Source organism: Curtobacterium phyllosphaerae (assembly GCF_049341865.1).
In the GTDB taxonomy this organism is placed as follows: Bacteria; Actinomycetota; Actinomycetes; order Actinomycetales; family Microbacteriaceae; genus Curtobacterium; species Curtobacterium phyllosphaerae.
The window spans coordinates 1-13,525 of sequence record NZ_JBMPIU010000007.1 but is presented as its reverse complement, the minus strand read 5'-3'; the positions used below and the strand labels follow the sequence as shown (position 1 = coordinate 13,525).

Annotated in this window: 12 protein-coding genes; all 12 read left to right on the top strand. The window is 70.7% G+C overall.

Translation table 11 applies throughout. The features are described from left to right. Positions 1 to 88 precede the first annotated feature (88 nt). The 12 genes from otsB to ACO0E0_RS12875 all read left to right on the top strand — a co-directional run bounded on the left by otsB (position 89) and on the right by ACO0E0_RS12875 (position 13,199). A complete protein-coding gene (gene otsB, locus ACO0E0_RS12930; protein ID WP_422871847.1) occupies positions 89 to 910 on the top strand; it encodes a trehalose-phosphatase in 822 nt (273 codons plus the stop codon). A gap of 57 nt (positions 911 to 967) precedes the next feature. Then, on the top strand, positions 968 to 2,662 hold the full coding sequence (ilvD, locus tag ACO0E0_RS12925) for a dihydroxy-acid dehydratase (protein ID WP_422871846.1): 1,695 nt from the start codon (positions 968 to 970) through the stop codon (positions 2,660 to 2,662). Positions 2,663 to 2,722: 60 nt separating this feature from the next. After that, entirely contained in the window at positions 2,723 to 4,543 is a 1,821-nt protein-coding gene (locus tag ACO0E0_RS12920; protein WP_422871845.1) for an acetolactate synthase large subunit, read from the top strand. Beyond that, a complete protein-coding gene (ilvN, locus tag ACO0E0_RS12915) occupies positions 4,540 to 5,043 on the top strand; it encodes an acetolactate synthase small subunit (protein WP_422871844.1) in 504 nt (167 codons plus the stop codon). Before ACO0E0_RS12920 ends, ilvN begins: the two co-directional genes overlap by 4 nt. 60 nt (positions 5,044 to 5,103) lie before the next feature. Then, complete coding sequence (gene ilvC, locus ACO0E0_RS12910) at positions 5,104 to 6,129, top strand: ketol-acid reductoisomerase (protein ID WP_422871843.1); 1,026 nt, start codon at positions 5,104 to 5,106, stop codon at positions 6,127 to 6,129. Positions 6,130 to 6,351: 222 nt separating this feature from the next. Then, the gene (locus tag ACO0E0_RS12905; protein ID WP_422871842.1) at positions 6,352 to 7,527 is read left to right on the top strand and encodes a mannitol-1-phosphate 5-dehydrogenase; all 1,176 of its coding nucleotides are present in this window, start codon (positions 6,352 to 6,354) and stop codon (positions 7,525 to 7,527) included. Continuing rightward, positions 7,524 to 8,039 carry a hypothetical protein gene (locus tag ACO0E0_RS12900; RefSeq protein ID WP_422871841.1) on the top strand — a complete coding sequence of 172 codons (516 nt, stop codon included), beginning with the start codon at positions 7,524 to 7,526 and terminating at the stop codon, positions 8,037 to 8,039. The genes ACO0E0_RS12905 and ACO0E0_RS12900 overlap by 4 nt, the downstream gene beginning before the upstream one ends. Beyond that, positions 8,036 to 8,419: a hypothetical protein gene (locus ACO0E0_RS12895; RefSeq protein ID WP_422871840.1), complete on the top strand. Its 384-nt coding sequence runs from the start codon at positions 8,036 to 8,038 to the stop codon at positions 8,417 to 8,419. Before ACO0E0_RS12900 ends, ACO0E0_RS12895 begins: the two co-directional genes overlap by 4 nt. Positions 8,420 to 8,547: 128 nt before the next feature. Then, complete coding sequence (serA, locus tag ACO0E0_RS12890; RefSeq protein ID WP_422871839.1) at positions 8,548 to 10,137, top strand: phosphoglycerate dehydrogenase; 1,590 nt, start codon at positions 8,548 to 8,550, stop codon at positions 10,135 to 10,137. Next, complete coding sequence (locus ACO0E0_RS12885) at positions 10,134 to 11,198, top strand: 3-isopropylmalate dehydrogenase (protein ID WP_422871838.1); 1,065 nt, start codon at positions 10,134 to 10,136, stop codon at positions 11,196 to 11,198. The genes serA and ACO0E0_RS12885 overlap by 4 nt, the downstream gene beginning before the upstream one ends. A gap of 90 nt (positions 11,199 to 11,288) precedes the next feature. Beyond that, a complete protein-coding gene (locus ACO0E0_RS12880; protein WP_422871837.1) occupies positions 11,289 to 12,419 on the top strand; it encodes a branched-chain amino acid aminotransferase in 1,131 nt (376 codons plus the stop codon). Positions 12,420 to 12,428: 9 nt separating this feature from the next. After that, the gene (locus tag ACO0E0_RS12875; protein WP_422871836.1) at positions 12,429 to 13,199 is read left to right on the top strand and encodes a fumarylacetoacetate hydrolase family protein; all 771 of its coding nucleotides are present in this window, start codon (positions 12,429 to 12,431) and stop codon (positions 13,197 to 13,199) included. Positions 13,200 to 13,525: the final 326 nt, after the last annotated feature.

Genomic DNA, 13,525 nt, shown 5'->3' with positions numbered 1-13,525 from the left:
CGGACACCCGCTCCACAGCCCGGCGGCACGACCCACGCAGCCCGGCGGCACGACCCGCGCACCATCCGCTTCGCACTGGAGGAACGACATGGCCGAGCAGACCGGCACCGGCACCGACGCGGTCGGCGTCACGACGGACGACGCGACCCGCATCCGCGCGGCGGTGGAACGCACCGCGGCAGCCGGGACGCTCCTCGTCGCCCTCGACTTCGACGGCACGCTCGCACCCTTCGCCGACGAGCCCGCCCAGGTCGGCGCGCTCCCCGGCTCCTGGGCCGCCGTCCTGACGCTCGACCGCGCCAGGGACACACACGTCGTGCTCGTCTCCGGCCGTTCACTCGGCAGCCTCGAGCGCGTCACACACGCACCGTCGAGCATGTCGCTCATCGGCTCGCACGGCGTCGAGTGGCGCGTGGCCGGCGAGTCGTCCGAGGCCCTCACCCCGGACGAGCGGGCCGCCGTCGCCGACGTCGGCGCCGTCCTCGACGAGGTCGGCGCCCGGCACCCCGGGGTCGTCATCGAGCACAAGCCGGCCGGGCACGGCGTGCACACCCGTCGGGTCTCGCCGGACGAGGCCCGTGCCGCCGACGACGACGCGCGGGCGGCCGTGGCCGCCGTCCACCCGGACGTGCACGTCCGCGCCGGCAAGGACATCCTGGAGTTCTCGATCCGACACGTCACGAAGGGCGACGCGATCGCCCGACTGCGGACGATCCTCCAGGCCGACGCGGTGGTGTTCGCCGGGGACGACGTGACCGACGAGGACGGCTTCGGCGTCCTCGACCAGGACGACGCGGACCTCGGCGTCAAGGTCGGACCGGGCGACACCGCCGCCCGGTACCGGGTCGCCGACCCGGCCGCGCTGACGGACGTGCTGAAGGCGCTCGCGCGGCTCCGCGCGACGCGGTGACCGGGCGCCGGTCCCGACGTGCGCGGGTGGTATCCCACTTCGTCGTAGACTCGCTCCATGCCTGATATCGACGTCAAGCCCCGGTCACGAGTCGTCACCGACGGGATAGAAGCCACCACGTCCCGAGGGATGCTCCGTGCCGTCGGCATGGGCGACGCGGACTGGGACAAGCCCCAGATCGGCATCGCCTCGTCGTGGAACGAGATCACGCCGTGCAACCTGTCGCTCGACCGCCTCGCGCAGGGAGCGAAGGAAGGCGTGCACTCGGGCGGGGGCTACCCGCTGCAGTTCGGCACGATCTCGGTGTCCGACGGCATCTCGATGGGCCACGAGGGCATGCACTTCTCGCTCGTCTCCCGTGAGGTCATCGCGGACAGCGTCGAGACCGTGATGAACGCCGAGCGCCTCGACGGGTCGGTGCTCCTCGCCGGCTGCGACAAGTCGCTCCCGGGGATGCTCATGGCGGCCGCCCGGCTCGACCTCGCGAGCGTGTTCCTCTACGCGGGCTCGGTGATGCCGGGCTACGTGAAGCAGGCCGACGGCACGGAGAAGCAGGTCACGATCATCGACTCGTTCGAGGGCGTCGGCGCGTGCAAGGCCGGCACCATGACCGAGGAGGAGCTGAAGAAGATCGAGTGCGCGATCGTCCCGGGCGAAGGCGCCTGTGGCGGGATGTACACCGCGAACACGATGGCGTCCCTGGCCGAGGCACTCGGCATGAGCCTCCCGGGGTCGGCCGCCCCGCCGTCGGCCGACCGTCGCCGCGACTACTACGCGCACCGCTCCGGCGAGGCCGTCGTGAACATGCTGCGGCTCGGCATCACCGCGCGGCAGATCCTGACGCGCGAGGCCTTCGAGAACGCGATCACCGTCCTCATGGCCCTCGGCGGCTCGACGAACGCCGTGCTCCACCTGCTCGCGATCGCGCACGAGGCCGAGGTCGAGCTCACCCTCGACGACTTCAACCGCATCGGGTCGAAGGTCCCGCACATCGCCGACATGAAGCCGTTCGGGCAGTACGTCATGGTCGACGTCGACCGGAACGGAGGCATCCCCGTCGTGATGAAGGCCCTGCTCGACGCCGGGCTCCTGCACGGCGACTGCCTCACGGTCACCGGCAGGACCCTCGCCGAGAACCTCGCCGAGATCGACCCGCCGGCGCTCGACGGCAAGGTGATGCGGAAGCTCGACGACCCGATCCACGCCACCGGCGGCCTGACGATCCTGCAGGGGACGTTCGCGCCGGAGGGCGCCGTCGTCAAGACCGCCGGCTTCGACGCCGAGGTCTTCCAGGGTCCGGCCCGCGTGTTCGACCGCGAGCGCGCGGCGATGGACGCCCTGACCGAGGGGACCGTGCAGAAGGGCGACGTCGTCGTCATCCGGTACGAGGGCCCCAAGGGCGGACCCGGGATGCGCGAGATGCTCGCCATCACGGCGGCCATCAAGGGCGCTGGCCTCGGCAAGGATGTACTACTCTTGACCGACGGACGATTCTCGGGCGGCACAACCGGCCTGTGCATCGGCCACATAGCACCGGAGGCAGTGGACGCAGGTCCTGTGGCCTTCGTGCGCGATGGTGACCAGATTCGGGTCGACATCGCAGCTCGCACGCTCGACCTACTGGTCGACCCGGCCGAGCTGGAGTCCCGCCGTGACGGCTGGGCTCCGCTGCCCCCGCGGTACACCCGCGGAGTCCTCGCGAAGTACTCCAAGCTCGTCCAGTCCGCAGCCAGGGGCGCGGTCACCGGCTGAGCCGAGTCCGACCCGCGCCCGTGCGGGTCGTCCGATCCACCATCTACGGCAAGGACCCCCATGCCCACGGAAGCAACTCCGCTGTCCGCCGCGGGAGCCCGTCGCAGCCCCGAGATCCTCACCGGATCCGGTGCCGTGCTGCGCTCGCTCGAACACCTCGGGATCACCGACGTCTTCGGGCTCCCGGGCGGCGCGATCATCCCGTTCTACGACGAGCTCATGGCCTCGACCGCGATCCGACACATCCTCGTCCGGCACGAGCAGGGCGCCGGACACGCTGCCGAGGGCTACGCCGCGGCTTCCGGTCGCGTCGGCGTCGCCATCGCCACGTCCGGACCGGGCGCGACGAACCTCGTCACCGCCATCGCGGACGCCTACATGGACTCCGTCCCGTTCATCGCGATCACCGGGCAGGTGTTCTCGACGCTGATGGGCACCGACGCGTTCCAGGAGGCCGACATCGTCGGCATCACGATGCCGATCACGAAGCACTCGTTCCTCGTGACGAAGCCGGAGGACGTCCCGGCGACGATCGCGGCGGCGTACCAGATCGCCACCACCGGGCGCCCCGGCCCGGTGCTCGTCGACATCACCAAGGACGCCCAGCAGAACTCGGCGCCGTACGTGTGGCCGCCGAAGGTCGACCTGCCCGGCTACCGTCCCGTCACGAAGGCGCACGGCAAGCAGATCACCGCGGCCGCCCAGCTCCTCGCCGAGGCCACCCGCCCGGTGTTCTACGTCGGCGGCGGCGTCATCCGCTCGGGCGCCTCGGCCGAGCTGCTCCGACTCGCGGACGCCACCGGGGTCCCGGTCGTGACGACCCTGATGGCCCGCGGCGCCTTTCCGGACTCGCATCCGCAGCACCTCGGCATGCCGGGCATGCACGGCACGGTGCCCGCCGTCCTCGGGCTGCAGGAGAGCGACCTGATCGTCGCGCTCGGCGCACGCTTCGACGACCGTGTCACCGGCAAGGCCGACGAGTTCGCCCCGGACGCCAAGGTCGTGCACGTCGACATCGACCCCGCCGAGATCTCGAAGATCCGGTTCGCGGACGTCCCGATCGTCGGTGACGCCCGCGAGGTCATCGTCGACCTGCTCGCCGCGTGGGGCGAGATCCCCGCCGACGACCGCGCCGACACCACCGCGTGGTGGGAGCGCCTGCAGTCCCTGAAGCGCGACTTCCCCCTCGGGTACGCCGAGCCCGAGGACGGCCTGCTCGCCCCGCAGAAGGTGATCCAGCGCATCGGTGAGATGACCGGGCCGGAGGGCGTGTTCGCGTCCGGCGTCGGACAGCACCAGATGTGGTCGGCGCAGTTCATCCGGTACGAACGGCCGAACGCCTGGCTGAACTCCGGCGGCGCCGGGACCATGGGCTACTCGGTCCCCGCCGCGATGGGCGCCAAGGTCGGACAGCCGGACCGTGTGGTCTGGGCGATCGACGGCGACGGCTGCTTCCAGATGACGAACCAGGAACTCGCGACCTGCGTCATCAACGACATCCCGATCAAGGTCGCGATCATCAACAACTCCTCGCTCGGCATGGTGCGCCAGTGGCAGACGCTGTTCTACGACGGCCGGCACTCGTTCACCGACCTCGACACCGGGCACGGTTCCCGGATGGTCCCGGACTTCGTCAAGCTCGCCGACGCATACGGCGCACTCGGCATCCGGGTGACCGAGGAGTCCGAGATCGACGCCGCGATCCAGCTGGCGCTCGACACGAACGACCGGCCGGTCGTCATCGACTTCGTGGTCAGCCGCGACTCGATGGTCTGGCCGATGGTGCCCCAGGGCGTCAGCAACTCCGCGATCCAGCACGCCCGCGAACTCGCCCCGAGCTGGGACGACGAGGACGCCGACATGACCGGGAGGCCCGCATGAGCCACGTCCTGTCCCTCCTGGTGGAGGACAAACCGGGTCTGCTGACCCGCGTCGCCGGGCTGTTCGCCCGGCGTGGGTTCAACATCGAGTCGCTCGCCGTCGGCACGACGGAGGTCCCGGGGCTGTCCCGGATCACGGTCGTCGTCGACGTCGAGGACCTCCCGCTCGAGCAGGTCACGAAGCAGCTCAACAAGCTCATCAACGTGATCAAGATCGTCGAGCTCGAGTTCTCGCAGTCCGTGCAGCGCGAGCACATGCTCATCAAGGTGCGCGTCGACAACCAGACCCGGTCGCAGGTGCTCGAGGCGGTGAACCTGTTCCGCGCGAGCGTCGTCGACGTCGCCACGGACTCGCTCGTCGTCGAGGTCACCGGCGACCCCGGCAAGATCCAGGCCATCATGCGGGTCCTCGAGCCGTACGGCATCAAGGAACTCGCACGGGCGGGGCTCCTCGGCATGGGGCGCGGCCCGAAGAGCATCACCGACCGCGTGCCGCGCTGACCCGGCGCGAGCGCTCGCGGACGACAACGACAACGAACACCAACAAGGAGAACCATCACCGTGACTGACATCGTGTACGACGCCGACGCCGACCTGTCGATCATCCAGGGCAAGAAGGTCGCCGTCATCGGCTACGGCTCGCAGGGCCACGCGCACGCGCTGAACCTCCGCGACTCCGGCGTCGAGGTCGTCGTGGGCCTGCAGGAGGGCTCGAAGAGCCGCAGCAAGGCCGAGGAGGCCGGGTTCACCGTCCAGACGCCGGCCGAGGCCACCAAGTGGGCCGACGTCGTCGTCATCCTCGCGCCGGACCAGGTCCAGCGTCACGTCTACAAGGACGAGATCCAGCCGAACCTCACCGACGGCGCGGCGCTCGTCTTCGGACACGGCTTCAACATCCGCTTCGGCTACATCGAGGCACCGGAGGGCGTCGACGTCCTGCTCGTTGCCCCGAAGGGCCCCGGTCACACCGTCCGCCGCGAGTACGAGGCCGGCCGGGGCGTCCCCGTCATCGTCGCGGTCGAGGTCGATGCCTCGGGTGCCGCCTGGGACCTCGCGTGGAGCTACAGCAAGGCGATCGGCGGGCTCCGGTCCGGCGGCATCAAGACCACCTTCACCGAGGAGACCGAGACCGACCTGTTCGGCGAGCAGGCCGTCCTCTGCGGTGGCACGTCGCAGCTCATCCAGTACGGCTTCGAGACCCTGGTCGAGGCCGGCTACCAGCCGCAGATCGCCTACTTCGAGGTCCTCCACGAACTCAAGCTGATCGTCGACCTGATCTGGGAGGGCGGCCTCACCAAGCAGCGCTGGTCGGTCTCCGACACCGCCGAGTTCGGCGACTACGTCTCCGGCCCGCGCGTCATCGACCCGCACGTCAAGGACAACATGAAGGCCGTCCTCGACGACATCCAGTCCGGCGCCTTCGCGAAGCGCTTCATCGACGACCAGGACGCCGGCGCACCGGAGTTCACGGCGCTCCGCGAGCAGGGCGAGGGCCACCCGATCGAGGCGACGGGGCGCGAGCTGCGCAAGCTGTTCGCGTGGAAGCAGACCGACTCCGACTACGTCGACGGTTCGGCGGCCCGCTAGAGTCGCAGGCATCCCCTCGACGACGAGGCGGCGGTGCACCCGCACCGCCGCCTCGCGATGTGACCCGAACGTTATGCAGCAGACCGAAGCCCCGACTCCCGCCGTCATCCCGGTGTCCGCGGTCGTTCCGTCGACCGTTCCTCGACCCTCGTGGACGGTCCGTGCCCGCATCGACCGGTCTGCGCGTCCGAACCGGTCCCCGGCCCGTGGGAGGATCGCAGGATGGCGGTGACGAGACGAGCGGTCCACATCGGCGCCGGCAAGATCGGCCGCGGATTCGTGGGTCAGTTCCTCGCAGCGAGCGGCTACGACCTCACCTTCGTCGACGTCGACGACCGCGTCGTGACGGCCCTGAACGACACCGGCCGCTTCGTGGTCCACGAGGTCGGCGACGTCCCGGTCGACCACGTCGTCACCGGGTTCCGCGCCCGCAACAGCAAGACCGACCGCGCGAACGTCGTCGCTGCGATCGCAGCGGCCGACGTCGTCACGACCGCGGTCGGTGCGCGGACGCTCCCGCTCGTCGCACCGGTGATCGCCGAGGGCCTCGCCGCCCGCGCCGCCGAGGCCGGTCCGGTGGCGATCGTCGCGTGCGAGAACGCGCTGAACGCCACCGATGCCCTGCACGCGAGCATCCGGCGTGCACCGGTGCTCGAGGACCGCGACATCGACGCCGTGTTCGCGAACTGCGCGATCGACCGCATCGTCCCGGAGCAGGTCGGCGTGGTGGGCGAGGCGAACGGCCTCGACGTCGTGCTCGAGCCGTTCTACGAGTGGGTCATCGAGCGCGGACCGTTCGAACGGGCGGGGACGCAGCACCCGGAGATCGACGGCGTCACCTGGGTCGACGACATCCAGCCGTTCGTCGAGCGGAAGCTCTACACGGTGAACACCGCGCACGCGACGGCGGCCTACCACGGGTTCGTCCGGGGCATCCGGCTCATCCGCGAAGCGCTCGAGGACCGTGACGTCCGCCCGGAGGTCGACGGTGTCCTCGCCGAGACCACCGCCCTCCTCGTCGCCAAGCACGGGTTCGACCCGGCGGAGCACGCTCGGTACGTCGAGGCGAACCTCGCCCGCATCGCGAACCCGCTCCTGCCGGACACGACCGCCCGCGTCGGGCGGAACCCGCTCCGGAAGCTCGGTCGACGCGAGCGGTTCATCGGCCCCGCGGCACAGCTCGCCGAACGCGGGCTCCCGGTCGACCACCTGCTCGGAGCCGTCCGCGTCGCCCTCGAGTTCGACGACCAGGACGATCCCGAGTCCATCGAGCTGCACGCGCTGCTGCGCTCCGGCGCGACGGCCCACGCGCTCACCGAGATCCTCACCGGACTCATGGAGAGCCACCCGCTGTTCCCGGCGGTGCGCGAGGTCGTCGCTTCTACACTGGACGCATGAGCACTCCCCGGGACGCCGCCTCCCCGACGGACGCCGCCTCCCCGGCGGACGCCGCCTCCCCGGCCGGTCCGGCCGACCACGCGCCGCACGAGGCCCCGCCCGCGGGCGAGCACGACGACGACGCGCTCTCCTGGGGCGACGACCGCGACGCCACGTACGTCGACGCCCCGGACAACGTCGTCCGGACGAAGCAACGTCGGGAACACGACCCGGACGCGCCGACGGGGTCCGGCAGCCTGGTCGGCATGGGCGTCGTCGGTGCGGTCTACCTGCTGTACACGGTCGCCTGGCTGATCACCGCGTCGACGCAGTACGTGTCCGGTGCCGACGCGCTCCTGACGATCGCGGTCGAGGTGCTCCGGGTCCTCGCGATCGTCGCGCCGGCGGCGTGGTTCACGGTGACGCTGTGGGTCGGTGCCGCCGCCAGGACGCGCACCCGGTTCCTCTGGCTGCTGCTCGGGCTCGTCGTCCTCGTCCCGTGGCCGTTCGTGATGACGAGGAGCTTCGGGTGAGCGCCGTCGAACCACTGGCGACCACGGACGGCAACCGCTCCGGGACCACCGGTCGCATCGTGGTCCGGGTCGTCTTCGGCCTGCTCTCGGCCTACGTGCTCTGGCAGAGCATCGGCAACCTCGTGACCGTGGTGCAGAACGTGCACGCGTTCAACGCGTTCGTGACCGGCAACGGGGGAGCGACCCTCGCGCGGAGCGTGCCCTGGACCTGGCTCGTCGTCGACGTCCTGGTGGCGCCCGTCGCGTACGTCGTGGCCTGGTTCGTCACACGGCGGACGACGCTCGCGCGGATGGTCGGCGTCTTCTTCGTCGCGTTCGCCGCGGCCGGGGTCGTCTGGCTCGACCTGCAGCTCTACGTGCCGAGTCTCCTCAACCTGTGATCCGTCGGACGGGAGGCCCGTGGCGGGGCCGCCCCCGAGCCTCCCGTCCGGCGCCTGGTCGCGGCGCGTAACGCGACGTCGGCGTCGATAGCATGGATCCGCATCCGACCCCTCTCGTTAGGAACCCCGTGGCCAAGCCGGTCGTCCTGATCGCCGAAGAACTCTCGCCCGCGACCGTCGAGGCCCTCGGGCCCGACTTCGACGTCCGCACGGTGGACGGCACCGACCGTCCGGCGCTGCTCTCCGCCCTCGCCGACGCGAACGCGATCCTGGTCCGCTCGGCGACCAAGGTCGACGCGGAGGCCATCGCGGCGGCGCCGGACCTGCAGGTCATCGCCCGCGCCGGCGTCGGCCTCGACAACGTCGACATCAAGGCCGCGACCACGGCCGGCGTCATGGTCGTGAACGCACCGACGTCGAACATCATCTCCGCGGCGGAGCTCACCGTCGGGCACATCCTGAGCCTCGCACGACACATCCCGGCGGCGCACGCCTCGCTCGCCGGCGGGGCCTGGAAGCGGTCGCAGTACACCGGTGTCGAGCTCTACGAGAAGACCGTCGGCATCATCGGACTCGGGCGGATCGGGGCGCTCATCACGGCGCGGCTGCAGGCGTTCGGCGTCAGCGTCATCGCGTACGACCCGTACGTCACCCCCGCCCGTGCCCAGCAGCTCGGGGTCGAACTCGTCTCCCTCGACGACCTGCTCCGGCGCTCGGACTTCGTGACCATCCACATGCCGAAGACGCCGGAGACGCTCGGCATGGTCTCGGACGACCAGTTCGCCCTCATGAAGCCGTCGTCGTTCATCGTCAACGTGGCGCGCGGCGGGCTCGTCGATGAGGACGCCCTCGCGCGGGCGCTCCGCGCCGGGACCATCGCCGGCGCAGGACTCGACGTCTTCGTGACCGAGCCGCCGACGGACGACGCGCTCACGAGCCTGCCGAACGTCGTCGTGACGCCGCACCTCGGCGCCTCGACCGACGAGGCGCAGGAGAAAGCGGGCGTGTCGGTCGCCAAGTCGGTCCGTCTCGCACTCGGCGGGGAGCTCGTGCCGGACGCGGTGAACGTCGCCGGCGGCGTCATCGATCCCTACGTCCGCCCCGGCATCCCGCTGATGGAGAAGCTCGGGCAGGTGTTCGCGAGCCTCGCCGACACGTCGGTCACGAACGTCGACGTCGAGGTCCACGGCGAGCTCAGTCGCTACGACGTCTCGGTGCTGGAGCTCGCGGCGCTCAAGGGCCTCTTCACCGACGTCGTCAGCGAGCAGGTGAGCTACGTGAACGCGCCGCTCCTCGCCGAGCAGCGCGGTGTCACCGTGCGGCTCATCACGGACGACCAGAGCCCGGAGTACCGCAACGTCCTGACGATCCGCGGCGCGCAGTCCGACGGCCCGACCATCAGCGTCTCCGGGACCCTGACCGGCCCGAAGCAGATCGAGAAGATCGTCGAGATCAACGGCTACGACGTCGAGGTGCCCCTCGGGCGCCACCACGTCGTCATGGTCTACACGGACCGGCCCGGGATCGTCGCGGTGTACGGCAAGGAGTTCGGCGACGCGGGCATCAACATCGCCGCCATGCAGATCGCTCGGCGCGAGGCCGGCGGACAGGCGCTCAGCGTCCTCACCATCGACTCGCCGGCGCCGTCGGGACTCCTCGAGACGGTGCGCGACGCGATCGCGGCCGAGTCGCTCCGCGAGATCGACATCACGCTGTGACCGCCGACATCGACCTGGCCGTCATCCGCGGCGACGGCATCGGACCGGAGGTCGTCGAGGAGGCCCTCAAGGTGCTCCGCGTCGCGGTCGGCGGCACCGTCCGGGTCACGGAGACCGACTACCCGCTCGGCGCGACCCGGTACCTCGAGACCGGGGAGATCCTGACCGACGACGACCTGGCGGCCCTCGCCCGGCACGACGCCATCCTCCTCGGCGCGGTCGGCGGTGACCCGAGGGACCCCCGGCTCGCCGGCGGCATCATCGAGCGCGGGCTGCTGCTGAAGCTCCGGTTCGCGTTCGACCACTACGTGAACCTGCGGCCGACGACCATCCACCCGGGCGTCGTGTCGCCGCTCGCGGACCCCGGCGAGGTCGACTTCGTGGTGGTCCGCGAGGGCACCGAGGGGCCCTACGTCGGGAACGGCGGCGTGATCCGGAAGGGCACACCGCACGAGATCGCGACCGAGGTGTCGCTGAACACCGCGTACGGGGTCGAGCGGGTCGTCCGGTACGCGTTCGACCTCGCGGAGCGCCGTCCGCGTCGCCGGTTGACGCTCGTGCACAAGAGCAACGTGCTCGTGCACGCGGGCGACCTCTGGCAGCGGACCGTGGCGGCGGTCGGGGCGGAGCACCCCGAGGTCGCGGTCGACTACCAGCACGTCGACGCGGTGACCATCCACATGGTCCGGGAGCCCGGCATGTTCGACGTCATCGTCACGGACAACCTCTTCGGCGACATCATCACCGACCTGGCCGGCGCGATCAGCGGCGGCATCGGTCTGGCGGCCTCGGGGAACGTCAACCCGGACGGCACCTTCCCGAGCATGTTCGAGCCGGTGCACGGTTCCGCACCGGACATCGCGGGTCAGCAGCGAGCGGACCCCACGGCCGCCATCCTGTCCGTCGCACTGCTCCTCGACCACCTCGGCCACGGCGCAGAGTCGGCGGCCGTCACGCGGGCCGTCGAGGCCGACCTCACCGGCCGGGGGGACACGCAGCGCAGCACGGCCGAGATCGGCGACGCGATCGCCGCGGCGGTGCGCGCCGTCCCGACGTCGTAGTCTGCTCGGAGACCGATCCGCTCGTCCCCGTCCGGGTCGCGGTCCCCACCGAGACCGACCCGACCGTCGTCGTCCGACAGGAGTCCAGCAATGACCAACACCGACACGACCGTGTTCGCGACGTCGTTCACGACGACCCCGTCCCGGGGACTCCGCGCCGAGGCCGAGCGCGAGACGATCCTCAGCGACCCGGGCTTCGGCAAGCACTTCACCGACCACATGGCGACCATCGAGTGGTCCGTGGACGCCGGATGGCACGACGCGTCGATCCACCCGTACGGTCCGATCACGCTCGACCCGAGCGCGAGCGTGCTGCACTACGGCCAGGAGATCTTCGAGGGACTGAAGGCCTACCGCCACGAGGACGGCTCGGTCTGGACGTTCCGACCGACGTCGAACGCCGGCCGGTTCCAGCGCTCCGCCCGGCGGCTCGCGCTGCCCGAACTCCCGACGGAGCTGTTCGTCGAGGCGATCACCCGACTCGTCGCGACCGACGTCCGGTGGGTGCCGAACGCGGCGGAGACGAGCCTGTACCTCCGCCCGTTCATGATCGCGACCGAGTCGTTCCTCGGGGTCCGCGCCGCACACGAGGCCGCCTTCCACGTCATCGCCAGTCCGGCCGGCGCGTACTTCTCCTCGGGCCCGGAGCCGGTGTCGATCTGGCTCTCGACCGAGTACGGCCGCGCCGGCAAGGGCGGGACGGGGGCGGCGAAGACCGGCGGGAACTACGCCGCGTCGCTCCTCCCACAGCAGGAGGCCTACGAGCACGGCTGCCAGCAGGTCATGTTCCTCGACCCCGTCGAGGGCCGCTACCTCGAGGAACTCGGCGGGATGAACGTGGTGCTCGTCCGGGACGACGGCACCCTGATCACGCCGGACTCCGAGAGCATCCTCGAGGGGATCACCCGCGACTCGATCCTGCAGCTCGCGGAGGACCGCGGCCTGCGCGTCGAGAAGCGTCCCGTGACGCTCGACGAGTGGCGCGACGGCGTGGCGGACGGGTCGATCGTCGAGGCGTTCGCGTGCGGGACCGCCGCGGTCGTGACGCCGATCGCGGAGCTGCGGGGGGACGGGTTCACGATCGGGTCGCCGACCGACGGTCCGGGCGAGCTGACGATGTCCCTCCGCGACGAACTGACGGACATCCAGTACGGTCGGCGTGCCGACCCGCACGGGTGGATGCTGCAGCTGACCGACGGGATGCCTGCGCCGGGTCACTAGGCTCGTCCCGTGAAGATCGCACGGTTCAGCACCCAGGGTGAAGACCCCCGCTACGGCATCCTCGACGAGCAGGCCATCGTGGTCCTCGCCGGCGATCCGCTCTTCCAGGGCTTCGAGCCGACGGGGGAGCGCGTGGACCGGAAGGCCGCGACGCTCCTCGCGCCGGTGATCCCGCGGTCGAAGGTGGTCGGCATCGGACTCAACTACTCGGACCACGTCGCGGAGCTCGACTTCGACGCCCCCGACGACCCGCTGGTGTTCCTCAAGCCGAACACCGCCGTCGTCGGTCCTGGCGACCCGATCCGGATCCCGGAGTCGGCCGGGCGGGTGCGGTTCGAGGGTGAGCTCGCGATCGTCATCGGGTCGGTCGCCAAGAACGTCCGCCGCGAGGACTTCGCCGACGTCATCCTCGGGTACACGATCGCCAACGACGTCACCGCGTTCGACCTCGCCGCACGGGACGGGCAGTGGACGCGCGCGAAGGGGTTCGACACCTTCTGCCCGCTCGGCCCGGTGATCGAGACGGACCTCGACCCGTCCGACGTCCGGATCGAGACCCGCGTGGACGGTGACCTCCGACAAGCGGCGTCGACGTCCGAGATGGTGCACGACATCCCGACGATCGTCGAGTTCGTCTCGTCGATCTGGACGCTGCTGCCGGGCGACGTGATCCTCACCGGCACGCCCGCCGGGGTGGGGGAGGTCCACGACGGCGAGGTCGTCGAGGTGACGATCTCCGGCATCGGCTCGCTCACGAACCCGGCGCTCGCCCGCCGCTGACGCGGCCGCCGGCCTGTGTCGACCGGGAGGCCCGGGGGATGCCCGCAGCACCGCGACACGCCCGGCGGGCGGCTGGTTTGGCACGTCAGGCGAGGTCTGCGTAAAGTAATCCCTCGTCACCCCACAGGGCGGCGGAGCGGCTGAGACGATCTCGATGAACATCGGGATGCAGTACGGCCCCCGACGATCCTCAAGCGGGACCACTCCACAACACTGACCCGGATGACGGGGCTCTGCGGAGTGAACGGAACACAGCCTCGGTGCTGAAGCCTGCGGGTGGATGGTCGAGTGCGTCTGGTCCTTGAGAACTCAACAGCGTGCACATT

Excerpts from the sequence above, each read along its gene's own strand:
- otsB (WP_422871847.1), top strand. The coding sequence starts at position 89 with ATGGCCGAGCAGACCGGCACCGGCACCGACGCGGTCGGCGTCACGACG.
- ilvD (WP_422871846.1), top strand. The coding sequence starts at position 968 with ATGCCTGATATCGACGTCAAGCCCCGGTCACGAGTCGTCACCGACGGG.
- ACO0E0_RS12920 (WP_422871845.1), top strand. The coding sequence starts at position 2,723 with ATGCCCACGGAAGCAACTCCGCTGTCCGCCGCGGGAGCCCGTCGCAGC.
- ilvN (WP_422871844.1), top strand. The coding sequence starts at position 4,540 with ATGAGCCACGTCCTGTCCCTCCTGGTGGAGGACAAACCGGGTCTGCTG.
- ACO0E0_RS12905 (WP_422871842.1), top strand. The coding sequence starts at position 6,352 with ATGGCGGTGACGAGACGAGCGGTCCACATCGGCGCCGGCAAGATCGGC.
- ACO0E0_RS12900 (WP_422871841.1), top strand. The coding sequence starts at position 7,524 with ATGAGCACTCCCCGGGACGCCGCCTCCCCGACGGACGCCGCCTCCCCG.
- ACO0E0_RS12880 (WP_422871837.1), top strand. The coding sequence starts at position 11,289 with ATGACCAACACCGACACGACCGTGTTCGCGACGTCGTTCACGACGACC.